This window comes from Granulicella paludicola (genome assembly GCF_025685545.1).
Classification (GTDB): domain Bacteria; phylum Acidobacteriota; class Terriglobia; order Terriglobales; family Acidobacteriaceae; genus Granulicella; species Granulicella paludicola.
On record NZ_JAGSYC010000017.1, the window covers coordinates 64,333 to 90,438 of the forward strand.

Annotated in this window: 26 protein-coding genes; 9 read left to right on the forward strand and 17 right to left on the reverse strand. The window is 54.8% G+C overall.

The features are described 5' to 3' along the window. Positions 1-310: 310 nt before the first annotated feature. The gene (locus OHL14_RS01705) at positions 311-703 is read right to left on the reverse strand and encodes a DUF4406 domain-containing protein (protein ID WP_263377573.1); all 393 of its coding nucleotides are present in this window, start codon (positions 701-703) and stop codon (positions 311-313) included. Continuing rightward, complete coding sequence (locus tag OHL14_RS01710; RefSeq protein WP_263377574.1) at positions 703-1,323, reverse strand: NUDIX domain-containing protein; 621 nt, start codon at positions 1,321-1,323, stop codon at positions 703-705. Before OHL14_RS01710 ends, OHL14_RS01705 begins: the two co-directional genes overlap by 1 nt. A gap of 60 nt (positions 1,324-1,383) precedes the next feature. Here OHL14_RS01710 and OHL14_RS01715 point away from each other — a divergent pair, with 60 nt between their 5' ends. From OHL14_RS01715 to OHL14_RS01730, 4 genes are all read left to right on the forward strand, one after another. Beyond that, complete coding sequence (locus tag OHL14_RS01715; RefSeq protein ID WP_263377575.1) at positions 1,384-2,139, forward strand: DeoR/GlpR family DNA-binding transcription regulator; 756 nt, start codon at positions 1,384-1,386, stop codon at positions 2,137-2,139. Between the two features lie 562 nt (positions 2,140-2,701). After that, a complete protein-coding gene (locus tag OHL14_RS01720) occupies positions 2,702-3,349 on the forward strand; it encodes a hypothetical protein (protein ID WP_263377576.1) in 648 nt (215 codons plus the stop codon). 83 nt (positions 3,350-3,432) lie between these two features. Next, complete coding sequence (locus OHL14_RS01725) at positions 3,433-4,380, forward strand: hypothetical protein (RefSeq protein ID WP_263377577.1); 948 nt, start codon at positions 3,433-3,435, stop codon at positions 4,378-4,380. 117 nt (positions 4,381-4,497) lie between these two features. Then, positions 4,498-5,241 carry a hypothetical protein gene (locus tag OHL14_RS01730; protein ID WP_263377578.1) on the forward strand — a complete coding sequence of 248 codons (744 nt, stop codon included), beginning with the start codon at positions 4,498-4,500 and terminating at the stop codon, positions 5,239-5,241. A 296-nt stretch (positions 5,242-5,537) separates the two neighbouring features. Here the strand turns inward: OHL14_RS01730 and OHL14_RS01735 are convergent, their stop codons facing one another. The 3 genes from OHL14_RS01735 to OHL14_RS01745 form a co-directional block, all read right to left on the reverse strand. After that, positions 5,538-6,209, reverse strand: coding sequence for a hypothetical protein (locus OHL14_RS01735; RefSeq protein WP_263377579.1), 672 nt, complete (start codon positions 6,207-6,209; stop codon positions 5,538-5,540). Between the two features lie 8 nt (positions 6,210-6,217). Then, positions 6,218-10,570 carry an FG-GAP-like repeat-containing protein gene (locus OHL14_RS01740; protein ID WP_263377580.1) on the reverse strand — a complete coding sequence of 1,451 codons (4,353 nt, stop codon included), beginning with the start codon at positions 10,568-10,570 and terminating at the stop codon, positions 6,218-6,220. A 227-nt stretch (positions 10,571-10,797) separates the two neighbouring features. Beyond that, the gene (locus tag OHL14_RS01745) at positions 10,798-11,757 is read right to left on the reverse strand and encodes a tyrosine-type recombinase/integrase (RefSeq protein WP_263377581.1); all 960 of its coding nucleotides are present in this window, start codon (positions 11,755-11,757) and stop codon (positions 10,798-10,800) included. A gap of 165 nt (positions 11,758-11,922) precedes the next feature. Here OHL14_RS01745 and OHL14_RS01750 point away from each other — a divergent pair, with 165 nt between their 5' ends. After that, a complete protein-coding gene (locus OHL14_RS01750) occupies positions 11,923-12,819 on the forward strand; it encodes a hypothetical protein (protein WP_263377582.1) in 897 nt (298 codons plus the stop codon). Between the two features lie 204 nt (positions 12,820-13,023). Continuing rightward, positions 13,024-13,908, forward strand: coding sequence for a CPBP family intramembrane glutamic endopeptidase (locus tag OHL14_RS01755; protein WP_263377583.1), 885 nt, complete (start codon positions 13,024-13,026; stop codon positions 13,906-13,908). A gap of 233 nt (positions 13,909-14,141) precedes the next feature. On the opposite strand, the gene OHL14_RS01760 is transcribed toward OHL14_RS01755, so the two are convergent. Continuing rightward, positions 14,142-15,014, reverse strand: coding sequence for an aldo/keto reductase (locus OHL14_RS01760; RefSeq protein WP_263377600.1), 873 nt, complete (start codon positions 15,012-15,014; stop codon positions 14,142-14,144). A 118-nt stretch (positions 15,015-15,132) separates the two neighbouring features. Between OHL14_RS01760 and OHL14_RS01765 the strand changes: the two genes are divergently transcribed. Then, complete coding sequence (locus OHL14_RS01765; protein ID WP_263377584.1) at positions 15,133-15,525, forward strand: MerR family transcriptional regulator; 393 nt, start codon at positions 15,133-15,135, stop codon at positions 15,523-15,525. A 110-nt stretch (positions 15,526-15,635) separates the two neighbouring features. On the opposite strand, the gene OHL14_RS20120 is transcribed toward OHL14_RS01765, so the two are convergent. The 5 genes from OHL14_RS20120 to OHL14_RS01785 all read right to left on the reverse strand — a co-directional run bounded on the left by OHL14_RS20120 (position 15,636) and on the right by OHL14_RS01785 (position 18,920). Then, positions 15,636-15,806, reverse strand: coding sequence for a MerR family DNA-binding transcriptional regulator (locus OHL14_RS20120; RefSeq protein ID WP_396270693.1), 171 nt, complete (start codon positions 15,804-15,806; stop codon positions 15,636-15,638). A gap of 161 nt (positions 15,807-15,967) precedes the next feature. After that, the gene (locus tag OHL14_RS01770) at positions 15,968-16,768 is read right to left on the reverse strand and encodes an alpha/beta fold hydrolase (RefSeq protein WP_263377585.1); all 801 of its coding nucleotides are present in this window, start codon (positions 16,766-16,768) and stop codon (positions 15,968-15,970) included. 77 nt (positions 16,769-16,845) lie between these two features. Then, positions 16,846-17,301, reverse strand: a complete 456-nt coding sequence (locus OHL14_RS01775) for a DUF4126 family protein (RefSeq protein WP_263377586.1) — start codon at positions 17,299-17,301, stop codon at positions 16,846-16,848. A 123-nt stretch (positions 17,302-17,424) separates the two neighbouring features. After that, on the reverse strand, positions 17,425-17,970 hold the full coding sequence (locus tag OHL14_RS01780) for a TetR/AcrR family transcriptional regulator (RefSeq protein WP_263377587.1): 546 nt from the start codon (positions 17,968-17,970) through the stop codon (positions 17,425-17,427). 140 nt (positions 17,971-18,110) lie between these two features. Next, positions 18,111-18,920, reverse strand: a complete 810-nt coding sequence (locus OHL14_RS01785; RefSeq protein WP_263377588.1) for an SDR family oxidoreductase — start codon at positions 18,918-18,920, stop codon at positions 18,111-18,113. A gap of 148 nt (positions 18,921-19,068) precedes the next feature. Between OHL14_RS01785 and OHL14_RS01790 the strand changes: the two genes are divergently transcribed. Beyond that, complete coding sequence (locus tag OHL14_RS01790) at positions 19,069-19,653, forward strand: TetR/AcrR family transcriptional regulator (protein WP_263377589.1); 585 nt, start codon at positions 19,069-19,071, stop codon at positions 19,651-19,653. Between the two features lie 271 nt (positions 19,654-19,924). On the opposite strand, the gene OHL14_RS01795 is transcribed toward OHL14_RS01790, so the two are convergent. The 5 genes from OHL14_RS01795 to OHL14_RS01815 form a co-directional block, all read right to left on the reverse strand. Further along, complete coding sequence (locus OHL14_RS01795; RefSeq protein WP_263377590.1) at positions 19,925-20,797, reverse strand: CPBP family intramembrane glutamic endopeptidase; 873 nt, start codon at positions 20,795-20,797, stop codon at positions 19,925-19,927. A gap of 265 nt (positions 20,798-21,062) precedes the next feature. Next, positions 21,063-22,142: an alkene reductase gene (locus tag OHL14_RS01800; RefSeq protein WP_263377591.1), complete on the reverse strand. Its 1,080-nt coding sequence runs from the start codon at positions 22,140-22,142 to the stop codon at positions 21,063-21,065. 137 nt (positions 22,143-22,279) lie between these two features. Further along, entirely contained in the window at positions 22,280-23,026 is a 747-nt protein-coding gene (locus OHL14_RS01805) for an alpha/beta fold hydrolase (RefSeq protein ID WP_263377592.1), read from the reverse strand. Positions 23,027-23,154: 128 nt separating this feature from the next. Next, positions 23,155-23,454 carry a putative quinol monooxygenase gene (locus OHL14_RS01810; RefSeq protein ID WP_263377593.1) on the reverse strand — a complete coding sequence of 100 codons (300 nt, stop codon included), beginning with the start codon at positions 23,452-23,454 and terminating at the stop codon, positions 23,155-23,157. Positions 23,455-23,510: 56 nt separating this feature from the next. Continuing rightward, positions 23,511-24,104, reverse strand: coding sequence for a carboxymuconolactone decarboxylase family protein (locus OHL14_RS01815; RefSeq protein ID WP_263377594.1), 594 nt, complete (start codon positions 24,102-24,104; stop codon positions 23,511-23,513). A gap of 53 nt (positions 24,105-24,157) precedes the next feature. Between OHL14_RS01815 and OHL14_RS01820 the strand changes: the two genes are divergently transcribed. Further along, entirely contained in the window at positions 24,158-24,739 is a 582-nt protein-coding gene (locus OHL14_RS01820) for a TetR/AcrR family transcriptional regulator (protein ID WP_263377595.1), read from the forward strand. A gap of 255 nt (positions 24,740-24,994) precedes the next feature. Here the strand turns inward: OHL14_RS01820 and OHL14_RS01825 are convergent, their stop codons facing one another. Further along, positions 24,995-25,804 (reverse strand): cupin-like domain-containing protein, encoded by an 810-nt coding sequence (locus OHL14_RS01825; RefSeq protein ID WP_263377596.1) that lies wholly within the window; start codon positions 25,802-25,804, stop codon positions 24,995-24,997. Positions 25,805-26,106 lie beyond the last annotated feature (302 nt).

Consider the following 26,106-nt stretch of genomic DNA (forward strand, 5'->3'; position numbering starts at 1 on the left):
AAGGCTGCAACGTAGAGCCTGCTGTTGACAGCTTCGCCTGTGACATCAAAGGCCAGGTGCAAAGGTACACGGCTAGAAATAGCACAGAAACACGCATATCGCTCTTACGGTATCGAGCTGAAAAAGTTCCCGACCGAGACATATTTGGAGTCTAGAGAGCAAAGACTTTGTTTAGACAACCGGTTCTCACGGTTGCTCTTTGTGAGCAAAGACGCTCCGTTGAGGCTGACACCGTCTGCTTCTGTCTGCTCGCCGCCATCATCGTGAAATATCCCGGACCATGGCGCGTTCAGCGTCACGAATCATGCGCTTATCTTTTGGCCAGTTCAGCGTATCCGGGAACCTCACTAAGTGATGTCCAGACTGGCAGACCTCGTTCTTGCGCGAGTCGCACGTCCTCATCAGCTCCCTTCGAAGCCCCTGGCAGCCGAAGCACGGCATCGCAACGCTTGATGAGCCGATTTGCGATCGGGTAGAGAATTTGGTCATAGATGGCATCTCCTGGCCGTTTCGAGCCTGCTTCCCTGAGCAGCGGCAGGGCAAGCCACTCTCCAACAAGTGGAGTATGCCCAGCTAGGTAGAGCGGTAGAGCTACCGATTCAAGTGCCTGTAGGTTCGCTTCCATCAATGCAGGATCGTCGCCGGTTCCGGAGCGATAAGGCCCCGCAATCAGGATCATGAGCGATTGTTTCGTCGTTGACATTAGGTGCGGGCTCCCTGGGCTTGGAAAAGGTGGATGAGTGCGTACTGGAGTAGCATGATCGTCTTGCCGTCCTGGATTTCTCCACTTCCGATTGCGTTTATGGCTTCGTCAAATGACACCTCCAGAACTTCGATATCTTCGCCTTCCTCGCGATTGCCGCCTCCCGGTGCCGCCCGCGATCCGCTCCGATACTCTGCAACAAAGAAGTGAAGCCGTTCGGTAACTGAGCCGGGACTCATGAAGGCTTCGAAGACCTTCCGAACATGCGATACGCGATAGCCGGTCTCCTCTTCCGCTTCTGCTCGGATTCGATCTTCGGGACTGGCTTGATCAAGTAGTCCAGCGGCGGCTTCAATCAACATGCCAGAATGGCCGTTGACGTAGGCAGGAAAGCGAAACTGTCGAGTGAGCACCACCGTCCGCTGCTCAAGGTTGTAGAGCAGAATGGTCGCGCCATTGCCTCTGTCATAGGTCTCACGGCTCTGCTGCTGCCAACTTCCATCTCTGCGAAGCAGCTCGAAGGTCGTCTTTTTCAGCACGTACCAATCGTCGGAAAGGGTCTCGACTTGCTTGATCCGAACTCTTTCCTTTGTGGCCGTTTCCAGGGTCATCAAGCTCATGAGCGAACATTATCGTGCATGTTCGTGCAATGTCAAGTAAACTCATGCAGAGGGCGATGAATGCTTACAACACACCGGAAACAGCAAATCCTTGCAATTCTCAAGGAAAATGGGCAAGTTGTCGCCAAGGATGTAAGTCGGTCTATGGGTGTCTCTGAAGACACGATCCGCCGGGATCTGCGCGAACTTGCACAAGATGGACTATTGCAACGTGTTCACGGTGGTGCTCTACCTGCGTCTCCCGCACTTGCCGACTTTGCCGGTCGTGAGCAATTGCGGCATGAAGGGAAGATCGCCATTGGTATCGCGGCTGCGACGATGATTCAGTCAGGCCAAGTAGTCATCCTTGACGGCGGAACCACCTCGCGCGAGATTGCTCGACATCTCCCGCTCGACCTGAAGGCCACCATCGTGACCCATAGCCCGACAATCGCGCTCGAACTGGTAGATCATGGCGGACTTGAAGTGATTCTGATCGGAGGTCGCTTTTTCAAGCATTCCGTGGTCGCTGTTGGCGCCGCCGCCATCGAAGCAATCAGCCATATCCATGCCGACACATTTTTCATGGGCGTGACCGGCATACACCCAAAGACGGGACTCACCACTGGCGACTACGAAGAAGCCGCAGTGAAGCGTGCTCTTAGCCGTGCTTCGGCTGAGACGCTGGTTCTTGCCTCTGCTGAGAAACTAAACGCTGCCTCACCCTACGAAGTTGTTGGGCTCGAAGACGTGAACGGCATCATCACAGAGCGAACCGTCGAAGAGGAGCTCGTCAGGCCATACGCGGAGCGTGGCATTACGATTACACGCGCATAGCCTATCAGGCTGAGCAGCATTCGTTCTGTGAAGTCCGTCAGTGTCCCCCGATTCGCCAGGGCGTTGTCCTCGGCTCAAAATAAGGCCGGGTCACTCATCGAAGTGCCGGGACGTTTTGTACTCTCTTGGGGACAAACCCAGAGGCAAGGGAGCCGCATCTGCAAATCATCGACAAGTTATTATGGTGGTTCATGTTCCTTAGGGCGTCCTGATCCTGAGGTGATTGCATGAAGAACTCGATAAAAAGGAAAGGAAACAATGAATCCAAAACGCTCTCTAGACACTCCGCTTCTGCTGATGGGGGTCCCCTTTCAACGGGAAGTCAGCGACGGGCACTGATAGCCTCCGAGCAATGAGGCCGTTATCGCCTCAGATCGTTTCTGCACAAAAATATCAGTAGCTAAGCTACTCTCGTTCAGTCGCACACATTGCAACTCGCATAATCTACGGGCCCCCAATGAACCAAAATCATTCGAAGCGAAGCGCGCTCATCCTTGCCTGTCTCCTGGGCATTCTCTCCCTGTTATCCAGTTCTCAATCGAGTGGTGCGCAAGTGCCTCGTGTGCCTGACGGCGACTTGGGCGGAACTGTTACTGCGATTGAAGCTGACCAGGTCAAAATCAAAACGGTTGCGAACGAACCGTTCACCATTGTGTTTGCAGCCGACACAGCTTTCTTCAAACAAGTTGGGTCATCCTTCAAAATGGTGCCAGCGAAGGTTACTGACATCCACGTTGGCAATTCGATTAACGTGATCGGTCATCTTGACCCGGATGGCATAACGAAACACGCTAAAAACGTGATGATTGTCACTGCCGAGACTTCTCAAAAACTATTGGCCCATGGCGGGATCGGTCAATCTGACGTCTATGGCAAAGTCATGGCGATTGGCGGAACGAAGCTGACCATCGCACGCCCGGATAAGGTATCTCAGGTGATTGAGGTCAACGAACAGACGGCCTTTCTGAAGGGCGAGCCGAGAGCAATCGTTGGAACCCTGCATGGTGTATCAAGCACCACTTCTCAAGCGGAGCTCGAAACCATCAAGCTGGCCGACGTCAAAGTCGGAGACACCATCTTCGCGAAGGGTGCACTCAAGTTTCCCGCAACCACCGCGATGAACGAAAACATCTTCGTCGCGAGCAAATTGGCTGTGCAGGTCGTCCCCAGTCCGCCAAATGCTGATGCAGGCGCTACACCGAAACGATGATGCGCGCCTCAGTTACCCCTCTGGCATGTTGCAAGTCAGGGACGAATGCTGTTGCATTAGACCAAAATAAGGAGAGAGAAAAGATGAAGTTTTGCATAGCGGGACGTCAGGGCAAGAATCGACTGGTTGCCATATCTAACATGGTGTTGTTTGGCTCGCTCTTGCTCAGCATGAAGGTGGCTTCTGCGCAGAATGAATGCGCGGCAAACTTCAAAATAAGTGGCGACCCGCGCAACGGATCCTCTTACCTGACCTACGTGACCATCCCCCACCTTGACATCCACAGTGCCCTCGGCCAGGTCGAAAAGATTTCCATCGACAGTGGACTTGCTCCTGGCTCTGAAAATTATGAAGGGGATGAGGGAACACTCACCGTCGTTCGGAAAGACAAAACTGGACTCCTGCATCTGAACAATCAGAACAAAGGCTATCCCATCTTGATCAAAGCCAATAAGGCGAACAACCGGCTGATCATGGCGCTTCAGCTCAATCAGGGGCAGGTAGCCACAGCTGAGAACATGCAAAGCTTTATGTGCGGGATATTGACACATGTCACGATGGACGGTGCAGGTGCCGCTGCCGCCGCTGCTGCCCATGCAGAGACCCATAGCGACGAGATCACGAATATCACGGCTACCGAGCTTGGGCAGAAGCTGACGAAACGGCCCTTGACGCTTGGTCTGAAGCCAGCAGATATAGAGAACCAGTACATGGGACGTGTCTTCCGCATCGACGGCCAAGTGGCTATCATGATGACCCCTGGAGAGGCGCTCGGCAGGAGCCAAAGTATTCAGGATGGGCGTAACTCCATCGAGATTCCATTCAGCACAGCCAAGGTGAAGACAGGCCTTCTGGGCACGCCCGCCGGTGCCCAGACAGGCCAGGTCATCTGCCGCACCGATCCGAAGCAGCTGGACCGCTTCATGGCGTTGCGCAATGGCGACTACGCAACGGTCATCGGCAAGGTGGTGCAGGTCGTCGCAAATCAATTCGCCGCGACCCTCTACCTTGACTGTCACTTCGAAAAGTAGCGTCCAGGCATTTGCGGCGAGTCGCGAAGAGGGCTTCGCACTTGCCGCAAATGGTCCGTTTGATCGATTTCTTGGAGATCTGCGAGTATGGCGTTCTACCGGTTCCTTTTCGTTGTCATGATCGTGGCCTTCCCGGCCTTCTCGCAGCCAGTGCTGATGGGTCACCAGCTTGGCGAGAACGTCTCACATTTCTTCGCCGCTGAGCCCGGGCTGCAGAGTCGGTTGGACGCCTGCCGCGCATCGGAACCAAAGCCGATGACCCCTGAGCAGATTCACGCACTCTCAAAGCACGATATCGAAGCCCTGGCACATCAGGTATACGCTGATGTGCTCAGCTCTCCCGATACAAAATTTCACCTCAAGCTGAAGCGACTCCCCAACCGCGACGATCTTGAAGATCTTTCGAGACAGGGAATGCCTATCGTTATCGACAAGCGAATGCCGGACGAGATTGCAACGTGTCACTCGGTGCTTGCCCTGATCGCACCAGCCTCATCCTCGTCTATACTCATCGAATCGTTGCCCAACAGCAGGCCACACCCTGTCACGTGGCACTTTGAGAACGGCGTGTTGGCTGAGATTGATATCGATTTTCATGGTGCCGACTTCTCCGAGGTCGTAAATGATTTCACCGCGAAGACCGGCGTACGTCCCAATGAGAACAAGGAGGTCAGCACACCGAATTTATACGGAGCCACCCTTCATGTCTCCCGCAAAGCGGCGTGGCTCACGCCGGAACTGTACGCGCTTCTTGAGGATGAGGAAGGGTTCGTAGATGGAAAGATGCGCGCAACCATCATAAGCCGCGCAAAGTACGATGCCTGGGAGAAAAGCCACGCGAAGAAAGGAACACTCGACTGAGAGATTCTTTATGTGTACGAAGAGTGTGCTCTAACGGGCTATTGAACTCAGCATATGCAACTTAACGTTCGGCTTGGGATGTGGATGAAATGAAATTGACCCGTGGTGAAAGCCCCAATTCTGCGCCCAGAAATGCATTCTAGGATGAGGGTAAAACCTCCCAATCCGTTCTCTTCTCGATTGATGACAACAGGCCAACGCACGTTTCCAGAACTGATCGCTCTCGAAACGCGCATTGGTGATTTCTCGTCAAATAGGAAGACCGCTCGTCTCTTCGAGGACAAGCGCGTTCGCACTCATTTACCGCGATTCACTTCTAACTGTCGGTCCCCTGTCATGCCTCGGTGTCGAATCCTATAAATGAAATCGATACTTGCGGAAGTTGGGTAAAGATGACCAGATGCAGTAACAGGAACGTCGAATCGCTGAAATAAGGCGTCGAATCTCAAGGCAAATTGCGACCCTAAATCAAATGTGGCGCCTCCACCAACTGCGATGACACTTGAGGAGGACTTCGTATAAAAGATCGGTGTTCCGGGTACCTCCGCGCCGGCACCGGCGTAACTGACCTCTGCCCGGCCATAGAAGATGTCTCCATAGGGGTGCAGGCGACCTGGGCGGGTAGAGAGATTGAACCCAATCAGATTGCTCTTCTGGCGATCAACCTCACCATTTGAGACTGGATAGATACCGCGGTATTCGAGTGCGTATTCGAATCTTCGACCAGAGTAAAAACCCACGTCCAGACCTCCGGTCACGGCTATATTCTTGCCCGAATTGAAACCGGTATCCGTGGCGGTAGCCCCTGCAAATAGAGACGGGAAGATGCCGACAGTGGCCGTTGGGATCGCCTGTGCCGTAGCCTGCGGTGGATGAAGAAGTAGAGCCCCAGTGAGCGCCGTGAAGCCGAAGCATAGCAATACCTTTGCTATTTGAGGCGATGGACGTTGCGAAACAGATTTGAACATGCAGTTGCTCATGGCGTGACATTGACAGTGAGATTGGCGGTTTGGCTGTTGCCGCTGATGTCAGTGGCGGTGACGGGAATCATGTAGGTGCCTGGCGTCACTGTATGAGCTATGTAGAAGCTGTTGGTGCACGCGGTGCAGAGTTGGCAGAAAACGCCCAGGGTAAACAAGATGAAGATGCGCGAATACTTTCTACGGCGGAGGAACACTGACGGCAAAAGCAGAAAGAAGGAGGCCGTGTAGACGATCGTGGAGGTAGGAACTCCGGGGCGATCTGGGATGGCAGCATCCGCCTTGCTCAGGGTGTTGAGGCTAAGCGTCGAGACCGCTGTACCCGCAGCAGTCAGGGTAACGGTTGAGGGAGAGATATTGGCGGTTGAGTATTGCGGAAGTGTGCCGTACGTGAGTGCGAGCGGGCCGGAGAAGTTACCGACGCTGGCAAGCTGAATGGTGGTGGTCCCAGCCTTGTCAGAAGCGATGGTCAGTGTAGCTGGGGAAAGAGCCATCGTGAAGGCGCTGGGAAGTATGACCTCCGTAACTGTGCTCGAAACGGAGCCAGTGAAGACCGTGCCTGAGGGATAGGACGCAGTGAGCGAATGCGTGCCCAGGGCGAGTGTCGAAGTCGTAACTGTCGCAACGCCTTTAGCGTCGAGAGTTCCGGTCGCGATCGTTGTTGTGCCATCGAGAAAGGAAACTGTTCCAGAGGGTGTGGATGATGTCGTACCGCCGTTGCCGACCGTCGCAACCAGGGTGACGACTTGCCCTTGATAGGCGGGATTGGGCGTTGGTGAGAGGGTGATGTTCGATGCGTTAATCAAAACGATCTGCGTTATTGGCGTGGAGGAAGCGCTCTGCAAGCTTAAGGTGCCAGCGAACGAAGCCATGAGAGTGTATGTGCCGGGTAGCAGCCCCGTGGCGGTGAATATCGCATCTCCGTTGGAGTCCGTCGTCACAGTACTCTGGCTGATGATGGTGCTGCCGACGCTGATGGTGAAGGTGACGCTATCGCCGATCGCGGCTTTGCCGTTGCCGGTGAGGTTCGCGGTGATTGCAATCGGTGTGCCAGTGTAAGCAGGGTTCGGTGCAGAGGCGAGCTTCAACAAGCTTGGCGCAGCTGTAACGCCAACTGAGACGGCGGGGCATATGCTGCTGGAGAAGGTGTTATCGCCGCTATAGGTACAGGAGACGGTGTGATTGCCGCCCGTGATTCCAGAATCGTTGAAGTTGGCGAGACCGGTTGCAGGGTTGACTGCTGCATTGCCCACAATGGTGCCGTCAACGAGGAAGTTCACAGTGCCCGTAGGTATTGAACTTGTGGGGGAAACTGGGGTCACCGTTGCAGTGAATGCAAAGGGCTGGCCTGCGATTGGCGATGAGCTTACTGAAACATTCGAAGTTGTCGGCAGCTTCTCCACGACCTGCGAGCACGAAGCTGTGCTGGTGGCGTAAACGTTGTCACCGGAGTAAGTGGCAATGAGACTATGTGTACCGCCCGTAAGTGTGGAGACATTAAAGCTTGTGCCCTGTGTGGCGACCATCTGCTGCTGCAGCAAGATGCTGCCGTCATAGAAGCTGAGTGTGCCTGTAAATGGAGCCGTTGATCCAGGCACGCCAACCGGCGGCCCAGCGACAAACTGGGTGCTCAGACTGACGCCCTGTCCAATCAGGCTTGGATTGGGTGAGCATGTAAGCGAGATCTGAAGCGGATAGAGAAGGACTGTTTGTGAGCCGTTTAGGTTCAGGGAAGGGTTATTAGCGTCTCCAGGCCAGGAGGCAGAGAGCTGATGAACACCCTGTGCCAGATTTGTGGGCCCGGCGATCGTGGCGGAGTTGCCGGAAAGCGGAGTCGAGCCGATGGGGTTGCCATCGACATAGAAGGTGATATTTCCGGTGTATAGCGTACCGCTGGTGGGTGGGATGAGAGCGACGGTAATGCTGAAGGGTTCGCCCACATAGCTTGGATTGGGCGTGGACGTAAGCTTGCCGGTGGCTGTAGCGCTGCTTTCATTGAGCAGCACGGTGACAGAGTTGGCGCTATAGCCACTCGCGTACTGCTGATTGCCGAAGACGAGGTCGGGACGGCCGTCCAGGTTGACGTCTGCAACGAAGAGATCGCCTGAAAGAGAACCTGCCGTGTAATTGACCTCGGGGCCAAAGGTGCGTGATCCCAGGTTGTCGACTTCACCTACGACGTAAGTGTTCAACGATGACGCCGTCTGAAGGACAATGTCCGGACGTCCGTCTCCATTGAGATCTGCTACGCGCAGGTCCGAATAATTGTGTGTGAAACAACCTGCCTGCACCGGTGAAGAAAACGTGCCATCGCCATTCCCAAAGTAGATGAAGACACAAGAAGGTCCACCCTGGTAGTAGGGGTATGCCTGAAATGTGGAGAGGAACACAAGGTCCTGATTGCCGTCTCCATCCATATCTGCTGACTGAAGGGCTTGGAATGAACCTGCTTCAATGCCGGCGACCGTAGGAACGGGGAGTATAGTCGGCGAAGTACTGAAGCTCCCGTCTCCATTACCGCGAACGACATATACCGCCTGATTTAAATAGTAAGCGGCATCCAACTGCCCTCGGTGCGCGAAGTCACTGAGAACCGTTGCAACAGGTGTGAAGTAAAGCGATGTCCCATACGGGGGTGCAGGATAGCTCGTACTGACGCTCTTAAACGTTCCGTTGCCAGCGGAAAGCGCCGATACCAGACTGTAAGTTGGAGACAAAGAATTCGCCACAATGACGAAGAAATCCGCTTTACCATCGGTGTTCAGGTCGGCCGTGAGGGCATAAGGTACGGTGCCGTCTGCAGTTACGGTTGTGTTTTTCAGCGCGCCAGTAAGTCCAGTTGTGGGGAGTGCTGAGGCGAAGGTGCCATCACCGTTGCCCAACATCAGATAGTAGTTGGAGTTAGCATCATTCGAAAGAAGATCGGGCTTTCCATCCCCATTGAAGTCCGCGACATAGATCAGCGACAAAGGTGCGAATGGCGATTTCGTCACAGGTACAGGTGCAGCGAACGTACCATCGCCAATTCCAAAGCTCAGCGAAGTTTGTGGCTGTCCGGTCGATACGATATCCGGTTTGCCGTCGCCATTGAAATCTGCGACACCGATGTGTCCATTTTCTTCAGATATCTTGGTCGTAACAGCCGAGCCGAATGTGCCGTCCGCGTGGCCATACAGCAGGTAAATGCCGTTTGGTCCGGCGGCGATCACATCCTCGACGCCGTCAGCGTTGATATCGACATACTGTTCGAGCGCGGACGTCCGCGATGTAAAGTTATACCCACTGTACGCCAGAGCGTAGGGAACAGGATTCTTGAATTTGAGTCCCGGTTCACCCATGATGACAGTGAGCCCGTCTCCGGCAGTGGCGAGGATGTCAGGGATGCCGTCGCCGTTCACGTCACGGATCATGTCTGGCTGAAGAAAATCTCCAACGCCAGAGCCGCTCACAGCTGAGCTTCCAAACATCATGTGTGCAATGGGAGTTGGGTTGAAGGTGCCGTCTCCATTGCCATGCAGGATGTCGAAGGCAGTACCGTCGACGTTTCCTGTGATAAGGTAGCCGCACACTGCATCAAGTTTTCCATCGCCATCCATATCATGGAACGCACAGGTGACGGGCTGCTGTCCCACGCCGTAGGGTGAAAGAAGAGTGGCCGCGAAGGAACCATTGCCCGTTCCGAGCGCTACACCAGCGCCATTGGGCCAAAGGATGTCCGGAATCCCATCGCCATTGATATCGGCAGAGATTGGCACATCAAAGTTGTAACTATTCGGGATATTTCTGGTGGGCAGGAATCCGCCATGTCCATCGCTGAGGAGAACGAAAGCCGGTGTGGAGTAGTCATCTTGAAGAATGAAATCGGGGATGCCATCCGCGTTCAGATCGCCGACAAGTGTCAAGATGATGCCTGCACCATACTGGCTGCCTAATGGTGTTGTGACCGGTGCGGCAAAGGTTCCGTCGCCGTTTCCGGGAAAGACGAGGACCGTTGCGCTGTAGGAAGTGCTGTACAGTGTGGCGCAAATGAGATCAATCTTTCCGTCGCGGGTTACATCCGCTGTGGCACACATGGGAACACCCGTTGGCGCACCGGGAATAGTGAAGGTCTGTCCCGATATATAGCCGCCCCCCACCTGCGCGAGCAGAACATGGCCGATGGAACTTGTCGTCGTCACATTGAACCATAGGAGATCCGGCAGACCATCGCCATTGAGGTCTCCCGAGATAATGGAATCAGGGTCTACTGGTGTGGCTACCCGCACCGGATTGCTGAAGTGCTGGCAGTTTGCGGAAATACAGACGGCCAGCGTAAGAGCCGTGACGACGACTGCGTGTAATCTTGCCAAAGAAACCATATATTTTGCTTATTAGTACCGCAAGTATACGGTGGTGAGACTCTTCGCGACTAGCGGCGATGCGGAAGAGTTTAGCCGCGGACAATTTCGGGGCTGGTTCAAGTGAGCTCACTCACGAATCGAAGGTGTGATTGACGGGCAGGCATCAGGGGTAACCGAGTGGGTCTACGTTGTTGGTCGGACGATGTGGCGAACGCTCAATTGTCGACAATCAGGCCTTATCGCGAATCGACACCTCCCGAGAACAGGCTGCCAAAGCGGTCGTTGACGGGCTCTTCCAAATTCTGCTTGCAACCGAGGTAACGCTCTGTTGTCAGGACGGAGGCGTGGCCCAAAAGGAACTGTATTTGCTCCAGTTCGCCGCCATTCACATGACAGAGCTTTGCGCAGGTGCGCCGAAGATCATGAGGTGCAAGATGGTCGAGCTCCAGACGCTGGGCGCAGTTCCGGACCACATACCAGACGACGTTCTCGGAAATTCCGGTACCCCAGGCGGTTCCGTGACGACTGACTGCTCTGAACACGCAACCCGTCGCAACGGATGCAGCGGTCAGCCACCTGTCCACGGCTTCCTTTACCCAGATTGGCATGGGAACGGTTCGGACGTGATTGCCCTTGCCGACCAGATCAACAATAGCCCAATGGCCTTGTCGAATCTGTATGTCTTCTCTTCGCAAGGCCGATAGCTCGGCTCGGCGCAAACCGCAGCCGAGCAGGATCGATATCATAGCGACGTCACGGATATGGCGTAAGCTTTGCCCATTTGCTTTCGCAAGCAGCAACCGAGCTTGATCCTGGTTGAGCCAGTTACCTGCTCGGCAGCCGAGTTGCTTCACACCCTTAACTCGCCTGATGCCAGCAGCAAGTTCCGGACTCAGCAGACCCGAATCCGCCGCTTCGTAGGCTAGCCTCCTGACCGCGGCGAGCCTCTGATTGATCGTGCCTGAGGCCAATCCGACCGATTCGAGGTGCAGGCGGAAGCGGAGAACGACTGTCCGGTTTAGAGCCAGTCTCGGCTCCGAACAGTACCACTCGATGAACTGCTCCATCGCAAACTTGTAGTTGCGCCGCGAACGCGGAGAACTCAAGCTGTTCAATACTGAGGTCTTTGCGTGGTCAAGGTCTGGCAGGCGAAGAACAATCCTCCGCACGACGTGCTTTCTGGTCCCCTTGGGCATATTGGCGGCCTCCCTTGCCGCAGACATGCCCAACACTCTATGCGTCTGGCGAGAGCCCAGGCCATTCGCTGGAAGAACGCATTGGCGATTTAGCGTCGATTGACGCTTCAATGCCCCCAATCTCCGGATCGACCAGATGGAAGCAATATAATTGGGTCAATTTACATGGCAGACGCAAAAGCGCTCGACGAACACTATAGGACCCTGAGCGACGAAGAGCTCTTGAAGCTTGCGGCACAAGGCGGCCTCACAGCGCAAGCCGAGCAGGTGATGGACAAGGAACTCGCACGACGCAACCTCACGTTCGATGAGGCGAAACGACGCTTTGCTCCTGAATGGCTCGGTAAGGCGGACGCGGGCACCCTCGGTCTCCTAATGCTAGGAAACGGCGAACGAATCACTGTGCAAGTTGTGGGACTGAACGAAGACGGAGACCGTCTCTCCGTCCAAGTAATCCCTTCCGAAGGTTTTACTCGCAGAGGCCTTCCGACGCATCGGAGTCATCGTTACATCCCACTTAACCGCATTGCTTCATTCGAGCCGCAACCCCATTTGATGGAGCAGTGGCCATTCTCTGACCCCTGCCGGCACAAAAGCTCAGGTCCTCGCCTCCTGTTAATGTCAGCGATCTTCCTCTGCATGACAGTCGGCAGCATGCTTCTCTTCGTGCTGTTGAGAGGTACGCACTACGAACTACAGGTGACGTCATTAGTCTGCTACACCCTTTTCGTGGTGTTCTTCACGTTCGCAACGACGGGTAGTAGAGGGGGCGATAACGTCCCCGGTTACAAATTTACTTGCCCAGCCGTCATGCCCCAAATTCCTCGTCTGCTTTGGCGCCATCTCATCTGTCTGGTAGCGCTGTTCGTTCTCGAAACGGCAACACTGGCGGCCCACCCGTACTTTCCTGACTGGTGGAATATTCAGGACAAGAAGGGATCTACGCCTTTCGAGATCGCCCTCCTATTCATTAGCATGGGTCTAACAATCGCCGAAATCTTCACCAACAAGTCCCTTCTCAACCGAGCACACCGCGACTTTTCTGCGCGGCCTAGTGAGTAAACAAACCAACCAGAAGTTTCGATCTCTCTTGATGAGTACAGGCCAATGCACGTTTCCAGCGCCCCAACACCCTCGAAACACGACTTGGCGATCTTGCACTCATCGAAGAGCCCGAAACTGACGATAAACGCGTTGGGGTCTTTTGTTCCGAATGCTCCTGCTGTGTGCTTCGAGCGATAATCAGGAAGAAGTGCGGAGACAATCATGGGAGGATTCGAAGCAAGGAGCCTGTGCTCGCCGCGTCTCTTGCTGGCACTCGCGGTTGTGATCTTGGCTTACTTCATTACAGACCCGATCGAGGGAGCACTCTACCATCCGCTCGTTCATGCACTGGGTCTGCACCGCAGCGCTCAGAATACTCTCGGTAGGGGCACCTACGGGACGCTGATGGTCGTTCGGCTGTTTTGGAACGGCCTGGTTTGGCTCACTCTGTGCAAAGTGCTAGCGCAATCCCCGGGAAGCTTTCCGCTCTGCCGCAAGCGGTTGGTCCGATACACGATGATCGGGCTGGGCACCGGCCTCGTTGTCATGCTCTCCGCAGTTTTAGGGATCTGGCTGCTGCGATCGGCCACGGTGGGCGCTTCCGGCCAATCTGTCTGGTCGGCGATCGGCAATGGGTGCGGCTGGCTGGCCCTGGACTTCGCGGGGGCTATGGGAGAAGAACTCTGGGGACGGGCCATCGTTCTCGTAGTAGCACAGCGATTGCTCGGATGGAGGGGAGCAATGCTGATCTCCGGCCTGATGTTTTCCGGGCTGCACCTGAACAATCACGGAGCAACCTGGATATGGCTCCTGCGCCTCTTTCTGCAAGGCATACTGCTTGCCTATGCTGTGTTCCGGACAGGCTCGCTTTGGTGGTCAGTCGGATATCACACCGGCTGGAACTGGGTGAGCGCGCCCTTCTTCGGAGCGGCAGGAAGCGGTTACCTCGACGAGGGACACATCTTCAACTTCTTCCCGCGAGGATCAATATGGATTACAGGGGGTTCCGCGGGTCCGGAGGGAAGCATCCTGGCGTTCGTGGCGGTGCTGGTCGCGTTTGGCCTGCTGCTTCTCACCAAAGATCATGATCGCCGACGTACTCATTGAGGTAGCTTGTGGCCATTAGTCCTGGCAAACGCTGTTCTCGGAAGTTAGGACAAGGTGCAGGAGGAGGAGCGAGACGGTTACGAAACTGGCGATGCCAGACACCTTTTCCAGCCCAACCCGATGACGTTCGTCTTGTAGCCTGAGACGATTGCAAACGTTCTCAAGCCGTCAACGATGTCGCTCGAATACATCGCCAAGCTGCTTCGTCGCGCTGATCGCAAGACTTTGAACCGTCATGCCATGGCTTTGCCGCCTACAGCATCCAAGACACCCATGTCATGCTTCGAAAGAAGAACGTTCGAAGCCGCCGCCGCATTTTGATCAAGATGTTCGGTTGAGGACGTACCGGGGATTGCAATGATGACCGGAGATCTGGTGAGTAACCAGGCTAAAGCGATTCCGGTTTGCGCCACGCCTTCGCGAGCAGCAATCGCTTTCAATTGTTCCGATTCCGCTCGCTGACCAATCTTCAGTGGGTAGAACGGGATAAAGCCGATATTGTGCGCTGTGCAGTAGTCGACGACGTCCTCGTGCTTGCGCGTGCCAAGATTATATTCATTCTGCACCGTTGCAATTTCAACGGACGAGCGTGCTCGCTCGATTTGTTCAACTCCAACGGCTGAGAGTCCGATGTGACGTATTTTCCCCTCCGCTTGTACACGTCCAAGCACGCCCATCGTATCCTCGATTGGGATTTCCGGATCAATGCGGTGCAGCTGGTACAAGTCGATACGGTCCACGCCTAGGTCGCGCAGGCTTCCTTCGATAGCTTGGCGCAGATGAGCCTCACTGTTGTCTATTACGCTGCGATGATTGTCAGGCGTTGCCGGGCCGCTTCGAACCATGCCGCCCTTTGTTGCGATGACGAGGTCTGCGGGATAAGGGCGGAGGGTGTCACGGATGAGACGTTCATTGTCACCGGGGCCGTACACATCTGCCGTGTCGATGAAGTTGATGCCCAATTCAACCGCACGCCGCAATACAGCTTGAGCAGAGACAATATCTTCGGGCGGTCCCCAAACGCCTTTTCCAGTGAGTCGCATGGCCCCGAAGCCAAGCCTACGGACCTCTAGGTCTCCGCCAATATGAAATGTACCGATATTCATCGCATTCACTAGCTGTCTTCCTTAGCTTTGTTGAACTCGATCACGCGTAGTCGGGCGCGACCTTGAAAGATTCTCAATTAAATGATAACTGTGGAGTGAACTACATGGTCAATACTTCATGCTGATCTCAGAATTTGCACTCAAGACCGGTCTTTCCCGCGAAACGGTGCGTTTCTATGTGCGGCTCGGCTTGCTCCATCCACAAACAACGCTCAAGGGCGGACGAAATCCTTACCAGCTCTTCAGGCCAGAAGATGTTGCCACTGCTGAACTCATCCGTATCGGCCAGGCACTTGGGCTTTCTCTCAAGGAAATCGCAGCTCTGATGGAGAAACGACGCAAAGGCAAACTTCCCCTGAAGGGCAGGATAGAGATGATGAGGGCGCAGCTCGCGCGATTGAATCGAAAGGCGGTTGAACTCGATAGACTGCGGGCCTACGTGCGTGCCAAGATCGAGTGGCAGGAAGATGGGGAGAAGGGCCCTGAGCCGACCCTTGAGCTTGCAACATAGCCGAGAACCACCTCACGAAATGAGATGAGTCTCGGAGCGTCTTCAGAGTGCGCTAAACGCCTCGTCTCCGGCCAAGAGTGGACCGTCCTCGATCAGAGATCTGCCGTGTGCTAAAGCCACATTGCAAGAGTTCGAACCACTCTCACCACCTCAACAGTTTCTTCGTGGTCCTCGCGGCAGCCGCTAGGTCTCCTTTGGGGAGAAATCAAATGCTGCTTTTCGTAGTGACGCAAGACGATTACACTCGCGCCCGTTCGCTTTGCGAGTTCACCAATCCGCATATCGTCTCCATTCACACTAAGGCCCTGACACTAGTGTCAATGTCAAGGATTTCCGCTCCTGTTTCCGAACGTTTTGCGTTGGGTCAGGCACTGCCGAAACGCCCAACGTTCCTACTGCGATACCGCCAAAGACTGCGGCGGTATCGCAATGGTCTTTGTCCTTATTTCAAGGAGCTGGCTGCCTTTTCGATAAACCCGGAAACATCAGTAGGGTGGCTTAGCATCGCGAGATGGCCCGAAGCTAATGTGAGGGTTGTCGCCTTCATGCGTGCTGCCATGTTCGCTTCCAGCGTGGGTGAAATGGCCCTGTCGTTGCTGTCGATGATGTACCAGTCGGGTAGGTTCTTCCAAGCCACTTGTGTAACGGGCGCACTAAACGCATTCGCGGCGGAGATGGGCCCCTGTGTCGCAGCGAGTTGAACTTGCTGGGCAACAGGCAAATCCTGCGCAAAGTCGGCCGCGACTCCAGCAGTCGAGAGTGACAGAAAGCCTGAGGCGTCCGGCACAAGATCTCCAACGATAGGAGTTGCTGCAACGGTGCCGTTCAGGCTCAGAGCCGATTCGCCGGTATCCGGGCCGTATGCACCGACAAAGACCAGACCCGCAACCTTGGGATCGATGCCTGCTTGCGTGATGACGACTCCGCCATAGGAGTGACCCACCAGAACGACCCTGCCAGTCTCACGAGCGAGTGCTCTCTGAACCACTGCTGCGTCGTCAGCTAGAGAGGTGAGCGGCAACTGCACTGCTGTTACGTTGTATCCATCTGCGGTCAGATTGGTGATCACCTCATTCCAAGACGAACCATCCGCCCAGGCTCCATGGACAAGCAGGACGTTTGTGACGCCGGTGGGACCCGCAGCATGGACTGGCGCAGCACCCTGCGATGAGCAGCCGGCGAGAGCTACCGCGAACGACGCAAGAACAAACCCGCAATTTTTCAATAAAGAGGAAGCAAACATCAGATGTACCTTTCCGGTGCTAGTAGAGCGTTGTGCAATTTCGGCACGCTTGAAAACAGAGGCGTACCGTTTTCGGCTCAGCGAAGGGCTACGAAGGCGAGGACGATCGCGAGAACGTCTTCGAGCAGAGCGGCAGGCAGGTCTCGGCCAAATGCTTTCGCAAGCAGGGCCCTGCCTTTGGCACCGGCGAAGGTCCCAACGACGCTGCCCGCGATACCGGCGACTGCGCCAAGTACGAGGCTGCTGTGTGAGAGTCCAATGGCCGAGCCGGTGAGCGCACCCATAACGACACGCGCGCCAAACTGCGGCGGCACGAGACGGCTGGGAGTCTTTGGCATCTTGTCGTTTACAACCTCGAAGAGGGCCAGCGCCGTGGTGATGTATGCGGTGATGCGGTTGCCAAGAAACGAGAGCCAGGTTCCTTGCAGAGGAAGGTGCCCTGTATTTGCGGCCCAGCTAACGGCGGCAAGACCAACGAGCGCGCGAAGTCCACACGCGATACCCACGACGAAGGCGGCGATTACGAACGGCATGTCATTCTCCTTGAAGCGGCAATTCGATGAATCGCCAGTAATGGGCTAAGCCCGTTTAGGTTGCTACCTATTAGTAGGTAGATATGCCGCCGAGAGAAATTCTCCCTTCGCTACCTGAGCGCTTCATCTCTCTGGCTGAAAACGCTCCAAAGCTCCTTTGGTGATGGAACTGAAGATCTCTGGAGATCCAAGCGCCCGCGCAGAGATCATGGCTCCGTGTACGAGCGCTACGAAACTCTGCGCTTCTACTTCCGCACTTTGCTCCAGGTGAACCGAGCCGTTACGCGCCCCTTCCTTCAAGGTGGTCCTAATCCAGGAGACGAGGTACTTGAAGTGCAGCTGGACCTCCGCCTGGATCTGCTCAGGAAGTGCCGGAAGTTCCGCACTGAGCAGCGCGGCGATGCAGATCGGTCGGCTGTTGCTCTTGACGCACTCAGCCCAGTATTGGACATAGAGCTTGATGCGTTGCAACGGGTCGGCGATGCTTTGATCGAGACCGCCAGCAGCCTCCGCCAGCTTTGCCCGATACTCTTTGAGCGTTGCAACGACGAGATCGACCTTCGACGGAAAGTGATGATGAATACTTGCTTTGCGGATACCCACTGTCTCGGCGATATCGGCGTAGCTGAAACCGAAGTACCCTCTGTCGGCAATCAGATCGTGTGCCATTTCGCGTATTCGGACGGCAGTGTTGTTCTCCATAAACATCAGACTACCTACTAGTAGGCGTGGATGCAAATCTTGCACAGATGTGACTTAGTGTCTGACACCAGATTGGAGACAGCTCGTCCTTCATCTGGATTGAAAGATCAACGCTTCCCTCCGATACCAAACGATTTCGCAATGGTCGCCCGCCACAGAGACTCGGGTAACAACCGGTAGAGAACAGAAGCGCCCTGCGTTTTCACTGGATATCGAAGCCGCTGTGTCCCATCCGTGGCGGCCTTGAAGATCGCTTCAGCCACACCGCGCGGACTCGGAAGAGAGGAAGTAGGGCCAGCGCTTTCTTGGAATACTGCTTCTGCTGCTCCGAGGTTGGGCTGGTACGCCTTATGTTGTGCAAAGTCCTGCCGGAAGTTGGTCTTAATCCCGCCGGGCTCTACGAGCTTTATTCGGATGTTGAATGGAAGCAGCTCATAATAGAGCGATTCGCTCAACCCTTCTATCGCAAACTTTCCGGCACAGTATGGAGATATGAAGGGCACTCCGAACGTTCCGACAACCGACGAAACGTTCACGATGACGCCACCTCTTTGCTCCCGAAACGAAGGCATGATGCTTTGAATGACTCGGACCGCGCCGAAGACATTTGTTTGAAAATGCGCTTCGAAGTCTTCCATAGGAATCGCTTCTAAAGGGCCGGCAAGGCCGACGCCTGCATTGTTGACGACGACATCGATCTTGCCCGCAAGCCGAAGCGCCTCCGCGATTGCGAACTGAACGGAATCGTGGTTTGCCACGTCTAGGGGCAACCGAATTACTTCGTTTCTGGTGCTCCAGGCGCCCAGTTTTTCTGGTGAGCGGGCGGTGGCACAGACTCTCCACCCTTTTTCGAAGAAGTATTCGGCAGTAGCTTCGCCGATGCCGCTTGATGCGCCTGTGATCAAGACCGTCCTCATCGATTCTCCTAATTATGGATAAGATAATCCAGAATCAGAGAAGATGCTTTAAATCGTTCCAATGAGATTGTGCCCGAGGCTGATGAGGCTTCGGCTGCGGCGAGAGTTGTAGTCATCTCCGCGATAATGGAAACAAGAGGTGAACCCAGTGGCGAGACATAAGGAGTTCGATCAGGAAGCCGCGCTGCGCGGAGCCATCACCGCATTCGGGCGAAAGGGATTCACGGCGACTTCTACTGAGGACCTGATGACCTCTATGAATGTCGGACGCCAAAGCATGTATGACACCTTCGGGGACAAGCGTGAACTGTTCCTCAAGGCGCTTGCGCTCTATTCCCAAGAAAACATGGGTGCGATCGCGAAAGAACTGCGCAAGCCAGGTTCTGGGTTGACGAACATTCGCGATGCCCTGCTGCTCTTCACCGAGCGGTCAGACATCGATCCGACAGATGGCTGTATGGGGATTAACGCGCTATGCGAGTTCGGGCTGCAGGATCACGAAGTTTTGCAGGCTGCTGACGGCGGGGGAAATACGAAAGCCACGCGCCAGCTTTTGTTGAAGAACCTGAGACGCGCCAGGGCGGCGGGAGAACTGAGAGATGACGCCGATATCACTGCGCTCGCGGATTTCTTTGACAACACGCTCGCTGGCCTTAGAATTTCGGCGCGAGCGGGAAAGACCCGAGCAGCGCTCAGACGAATTGTCCAAGTTGCTTTCACAGCATTTCAATAGGAATGGCCTGTCCGCAGCAATGACACATGGATAAGCAGCCCCGAAAATACGCTCCTTATCGCAGCTCCGAAGCGTTACAGGGGAAAGTTTAGAAGGAAGAGCCAGGCTGTTTGAAACTAAACAGATCACCAGTCACAAGCTAGGAGACGTGCTCCTCATCGCGTGAGGGTTACTGACGAGAAGGCGACTTCTCGTTACTAATGATTGACTATAGTTGGCCTATAAAGTGTTTCAAGGAATGCTCTTGCGCCGCTCGTAAGCTCGCTTGATTCTAGAAGGAATTCTGCAATCCCCAGAAATTAAGTCCATGAACGAGGACGGCGGGTAGCAGGCTCTTGGTGCGCTGGGTAATGTATCCCCAGAGGAGTCCATGAGGAACTAACGTCGCCAGCTTAATGAAGTACAGGAGAATCACTTTTCCATCTTTTGTGTGGGGGTAAGAACTTGGGATGTGAATGCATACCCAGAGCAAGGTGGCTGTGACGAATCCCATTCCTTGGTCTTGAAAGAGCGCGCTCAGTCTGGTTTGGAGCAGCATTCGGGTGAATTCTTCCGCAAGTGCAGCACAGATGATCCCTGTGATAAGTGTTCCGACTATCCCGTTTTGCTCGATGTAATCGTGCCAGATGATCGTCTCTTTTGCTGTAGTAACAGCGATGCTTCCCCAGAGCAGATGGATCAAGAGAGGAAGATACCAATAGCGAAGATTGATTCCTAGTTCACCTGGCTTGTAACGGTAAAGGAAGATATAAATGACGGCCAGAAAGATTGGATAGGTAAAGACGATCAATGTGATGAGAGCTAGCTTCGGAACCCCATGCATAGCGTCCCAAAGATCGCTGAAGCGGAAGTACAGAAAGACTTGCCCAAGGAGGGTGCAAGCAAGGATTACGGCTGATTCCTGTGCCGAGGAATGGCGGATGGGAAAGCCGATGAAGGGCGATGGGCGGTGGTATACGACAATATCTGTGGCGAACGCGCAGAGCCAGACAGCGATGAGATAGGCAATGGCGTGGCCGGAATGATGCGTGAGATGCCCGCAGTATAGAACGCAGAGAGACGACCCGAGCGCAACTACGGTCGCTACTGGGTAAGTCCGGATGATGTGAAGTTGCTGACGGGCGCTTTTGGTAACAGCGTGCATAGGAGAGCATCAGGTATTCGGCATTGCTTTTAGATTATGGCCGTAAAACAAACAGGAGACAACCAGACTCAACGGAACTGAAGAAGTGATGGACTAGTCCTGATAGACGCGCTTAGCGTCAATTTCGCATTGCTGATGAGAATGCGACTTTCGGGAATGTCCTTGCGTAGTTGACGTGAACGGCGTTTCTCGTTACTTACAGGTACGGACGGGGCCGTCTTCGGTAAATGCAAACACCGCGTCCGCACATTCTCAAGCGACCAGTTTAGGGAAGGCGGGGATAGCTGGTGTAACCAGCAGCGCCCCCGCCGTAGAAAGTCGTTGGATCGGGTTCATTCAGCGCGGCTTGAAGCTGCAGCCGTCTTGGTAGATCCGGGTTAGCTAGAAACGCCCGACCGTACGCGATAGCGTCGGCGCGCCCCGTCCGCAACGCTTCCTCACCCTTCGGTCCGTCGTAACCGCCATTCACAACGTAAAGACCCTTCCAAAGTGCTCTCAGATGAGTTGATAGGACAACAGCCTCCTCGCCGCTTCCGGTGCTGTCCTGCGCCTGCTCCACCACGTGGAGGTAACCGAGCCCAAAGTCGTTGAGCATTCCCGCTGCAACGGAGAAGGTGTCAAGTGGATTGTCGTCGCGCATGTCGTTGAAGTCGACGGTCGGAGAGATTCGCACACCCACCTGCTTGCTGTCCCAGACTTCTAGCACCCGTTCGACTGCTTGCTTGAGAAAGCGAGCTCGATTCGAAGCGGAACCTCCGTAATCATCGGTTCGCCGGTTCGTCCCTGTGCGGAGGAACTGATCGATCAAATATCCATTCGCCGCGTGGATCTCGACCCCGTCGAATCCAGCTTGCTTCGCGTTGATAGCGGCACGCCGGTAGTCCGACAAGATCTCTTCGATCCCACTAGCGGTCAAAGCCACTGGCTCCGATACCTGAGCGGAACCGGTGGCAGTGTGCGTGTGCGCGTTGGCACGGATTGCCGACGGAGCAACGGGCTGAGCGTTATTTGGCAACAAGGACGAATGAGAGATTCGGCCGACATGCCACAACTGGAGGAAGATTCGGCCTCCGCTCTGGTGAACGGAATCGACGATTCGGCTCCACGCCCGCACTTGATCCGTGGAATGAATCCCAGGAGTGTTGCTGTAGCCTTTGCCCATCGGAGAGATCTGCGTCGCCTCGGTCACGATGAGTCCAGCCGAAGCTCGCTGCGAATAATAGGTCGCCGCAAATTCGCTTGGCACGCCGTTGTCGTCCGCGCGAGTGCGCGTAAGAGGGCCCATGAAGACGCGGTTTGCCAGAATCAAAGAGCCTAACTGAACTGGTTCGAAAAGGGTAGCCATGATTGCTCCAGTTGTTCGACAACGTAGTAGGTTGCTGTGATGGGCCGCAGATACAGAAATGATCAGGTCCGAAACTCCCGCTCGGTTCCTGCGCCGTAGTCAAAGCGGCGCAGGAACCTCTATTCAAGAAGCCGCCCTTACTTCGTGACAGCGCGGGCAGCCTGTTCGATCACATCGACCACGACGTCCGGGTAGGTGATAGGGATGGCATGCGATGAGTTCAGCTCAATGACGGTAGAGTGGGCTCGATCAGCTTCAAACCTAAACTCTTCCTGAGGAATGACGGGATCGAGCAGCGGCCTGATTTGCCAGCTTGGCTTGCTTGTCCATGCAGCCGAGGTCAGTGCGTCGCTGAGGGCTGTCGCTGCGATGGGACGTTGTGTGGCGATCATCAGCGCAAGCAACTCCTGAGGCACGTCGGCCGCAAGGAGATAGCCATACTTGTCGGCTTTTACAAGTACGTTCTTTCCGGTAGTTCCGTCGGGCAAAGTGTAGGGGATCAGATCGACGGATGATGCGAAGTCGCCGCCGGGGAACCGTTCGAGACAATCGTTGGTTGATTCTCCGACCCCTGGCATAGGGGAGCCCGCGTAGATAAGGGCCTTGACCTTTGGGTCGTCCCCTGCCTGGGTGATGACAGCCCCGCCATACGCGTGAGAGACGAGAATGATGGGCCCATCGATTGTGTCCAGCAGACTTTGCAGGTAGGCAGCGTCGACCAAGAGGCCCCGTAAAGGATTGGAGAAGACCCTGACCGGGAAACCGCCGCGCTGAAGCCCTTGGATCACGCCATGAGTCCAGAGCGAGGAGTCTTCGACAGCGCCATGCACAAGCACGACTGTCGGCTTAGATGAGTTCTGTTCTTTTTGCTTTTGAGTGTCCATGATGAGTTGTTCTCCCTGGTATTGTTCCGTTGTGTTTGCCTGCTGCAGAGGGACAAAGTGGTAACAATCGGTATCTGAGTAGCGATCCAACGGCGCTTCGTCTCACAACGAAGCACCGTCTCTGGACCTCACTTCTGGGCAACCACCTCGAGCCGATAAACTTTAGGAGCGACGGAGAACAGCTCCTCAGCCTTCTCCACGAGCTCCTGCCCCGCCTCGCCATTCAAATGAGCTTCGCGGGCACCTTCATCGTCGAAGGTGTCGAAGACACGATAGACCCCAGCTTCACCTTCGACCTTGGCAGCATGCCAGGACAGCGTTCCAGGTTCTTTTCTCACCAGACTGGCCTCCTTCTCCAGAAACGCCTCGACTTCCGATTCCTTCCCCGGTTTAGCCTTCAACTCAACAAGCAATGCGAACTTTGCCATTTCGATATTCCTTTCTTGATCAGTGGTGTGGTTGATGGTTCCGTCAGAACGAGGCTCTAGGCTTCCGACTGAAATGCCGGATCGAGTTCCGTATGGGAGATGTGATCCAGGTAATTGCTCATCGTCTTGAGTGCGACCCCGATCAGAACCTCAAGCACCTGATCCTTGCGATATCCGGCGGCGAGAAAGTTATCCATGACCTGCTCGCTCACGTGTCCGCGTTCCGTGACGATCTCCCTGGTGAGCGCGACAAGCGCCTGTAACTTCGGATCGGACACGGGCTCGTTGGCCCTCACCGCCGAAACGATCTCGGCCGGAGCATGCAGGAAGGCCTTCAGCACCGTGCTGTGTGCCGCGATGCAATAACCGCAGCGATTCTCAACGCTGGCGGAGAGCAGGATGATCTGGCGCTCCACTGCGCTAAGACTGCCCTTGTCAAAGGCTTTCTCCAAGGCCATATAGCCTTCGAGCAAGGCCGGAGAGTTTGCGAACACTCCAAAAAGGTTCGGAATGAACTTGAAGGACTTCTGAACGTTTTCCAGGAGCGGACGAGACTTCTCGGGGGCGGTTTCAAGATCAACCGGACTGAAGAGAGCTACTTGGGTATTCATAGGTGTATTCCTTTCGAGAATCAAAGCAAAGACAGACATGTCTGTCTACCTTGTAAGAAGAGTATAGACAGACATGTCTGTCTTCTGTCAAGATGAATTTGATGAATTCGCAAAAACAATCCGATCCAAGACAAAGAATCCTGGAAGCCGCCGACCGTCTCTTCTATACAGAGGGCGTCCGGGCAACGGGCACCGAAAAGATCATGTCCGTCTCCGAGGTCGCAAAAGCGACCTTCTACCGACATTTCCCAAGCAAAGATGACCTGGTTACCGCTTATCTCGAATATCGCGACCGATCCTTCTTTGAGTATCTCGATAGTCCTGCGCCCCCGGAAGATATCCATGAAGCCTTAGCCAGGATCGAACGCGTAGTCAATCGCGTCGACATTATCGGATGCCCGTTTCTTCGGATCGCATCCGAGTACCCGGATTTTGACCACCCCTTCCACAGGATAGCGGTCGAACACGAAGACAAGTTTCTTGCCTATCTCATCCACTTGCTGAAGCCCTACGCCTTCGACAAGAAAGTGGTGGCTGCTGCCTTACTGAGCGTCGTCGATGGTGGCCTCACTACGAGAATGCTTTATGGGACCTCAAAGGAGGTTCCAATTCTCTCGCCAGCCGAGGCTGTGCTCAAGAGCTTTCAGAGCGTGCGAGCGCAACGCCGCAATTGATCGGCCCGTCATGTGGTAGCTCCGCTTGGTGCTCATAGGCAGGTTGGTGATGGACTGGGCCCTTTAGTGCCAATGTCTTCGCGACTGAAAAATAGCGAACACGAGCAATACAATCGCATTACACTCGCCCAGACTGATCGGTAACGATATGTCGGCTTCTCGCCATGGACCGCCAAATGAAGAAAGTGGATTTCTCGAGGAATACGATTTGACCCTGGCACTTGCGCAGAGACAGGAGACTGGAGTAAACCCCTGTCATCGGTCCCTGCTTAACACTGCGGGGGATCTCCCGCGTTTCAGCCAGAAATTGATCATCAGAGAGTCTTCGTGGTTCTCCACGAAATGACTCCACCCCGCAGGCACATAGAGCAGATCGCCCGCGCGCTGCATGATAGAGATCGGTGTAGCCTTCGAGAACTCCGGGAAGCGCGTCGCATCCGGAGACTTTGCGTTAACCATGCTAACCCCGAAGTCTGGAAGTGCATTCGGTCTCGGATGAATCATGTATAGATAAGGAAAATCGGCTGGCGGATAGAGGAGCCATTCTTTGGCACCGAAGGATGCGAACGAGAAGTTGTCCGTGATGTCCTTGTGCAGGGCAGTCACCGTTCCCTTCTTACCCATCCACATCCGTGGCTCATTGAAAAAATACTCAGGGTAGAACATCGGAAAAGGGACCCCAAGATCGCGCGCCATCTCGTCGGGTATCACGGTGCCAGCGGCATAGGCTGTCCCGGCATCGTTTCCCTGTATGAAGTGTTCCCCAATGAAATTTCTTAGGGGCATTTCTTCTTCGCGGCGATTCAGGTAGCTACCTGGATCTGCCATATTGCCGAAACGGACGTTCACGGTCTGATCGCCGTAGGCCCCTTGCAGCAGACCTAAGATCTCCGCTTTAGATAACCCTAGCGCACCCAGCCGCAATAGAAAAGGTACGGAGCGCGCTGCATACTCTTTCGAAAATGCCACGTCACTCAGAGAATCAAGAACGGCCAGGGCGGCGAGGCGAGGCATCTCACAGGTAGCCTCACATATCTGGGGAAACCAAACAACAGGACTGTCCATCTATCGACTCCTACACATTGAGAATAGATCCTGACGACTCCAGCCCGGTCTAAAGTAGAACAATCAGTACGAGATATCGTTGGCTTTGGCGCCTTCTATGCAGTCCCGACCGGTTCACGGGACGGGCTCGAATATCGCTTTGCCGTCTTCTAAAATCCTCACGAGTTGCCGGCGACTGGAGTGCCCGGCGTTTTTTGAACCAGTTGCTTTGATAGAAACTGGCAATCAAGGAGCGAACGATGGCACGGCGGAAGAAGCATACGCCTGAGCAGGTAGTGAACCTGCTGCGGCAGATAGAAGTG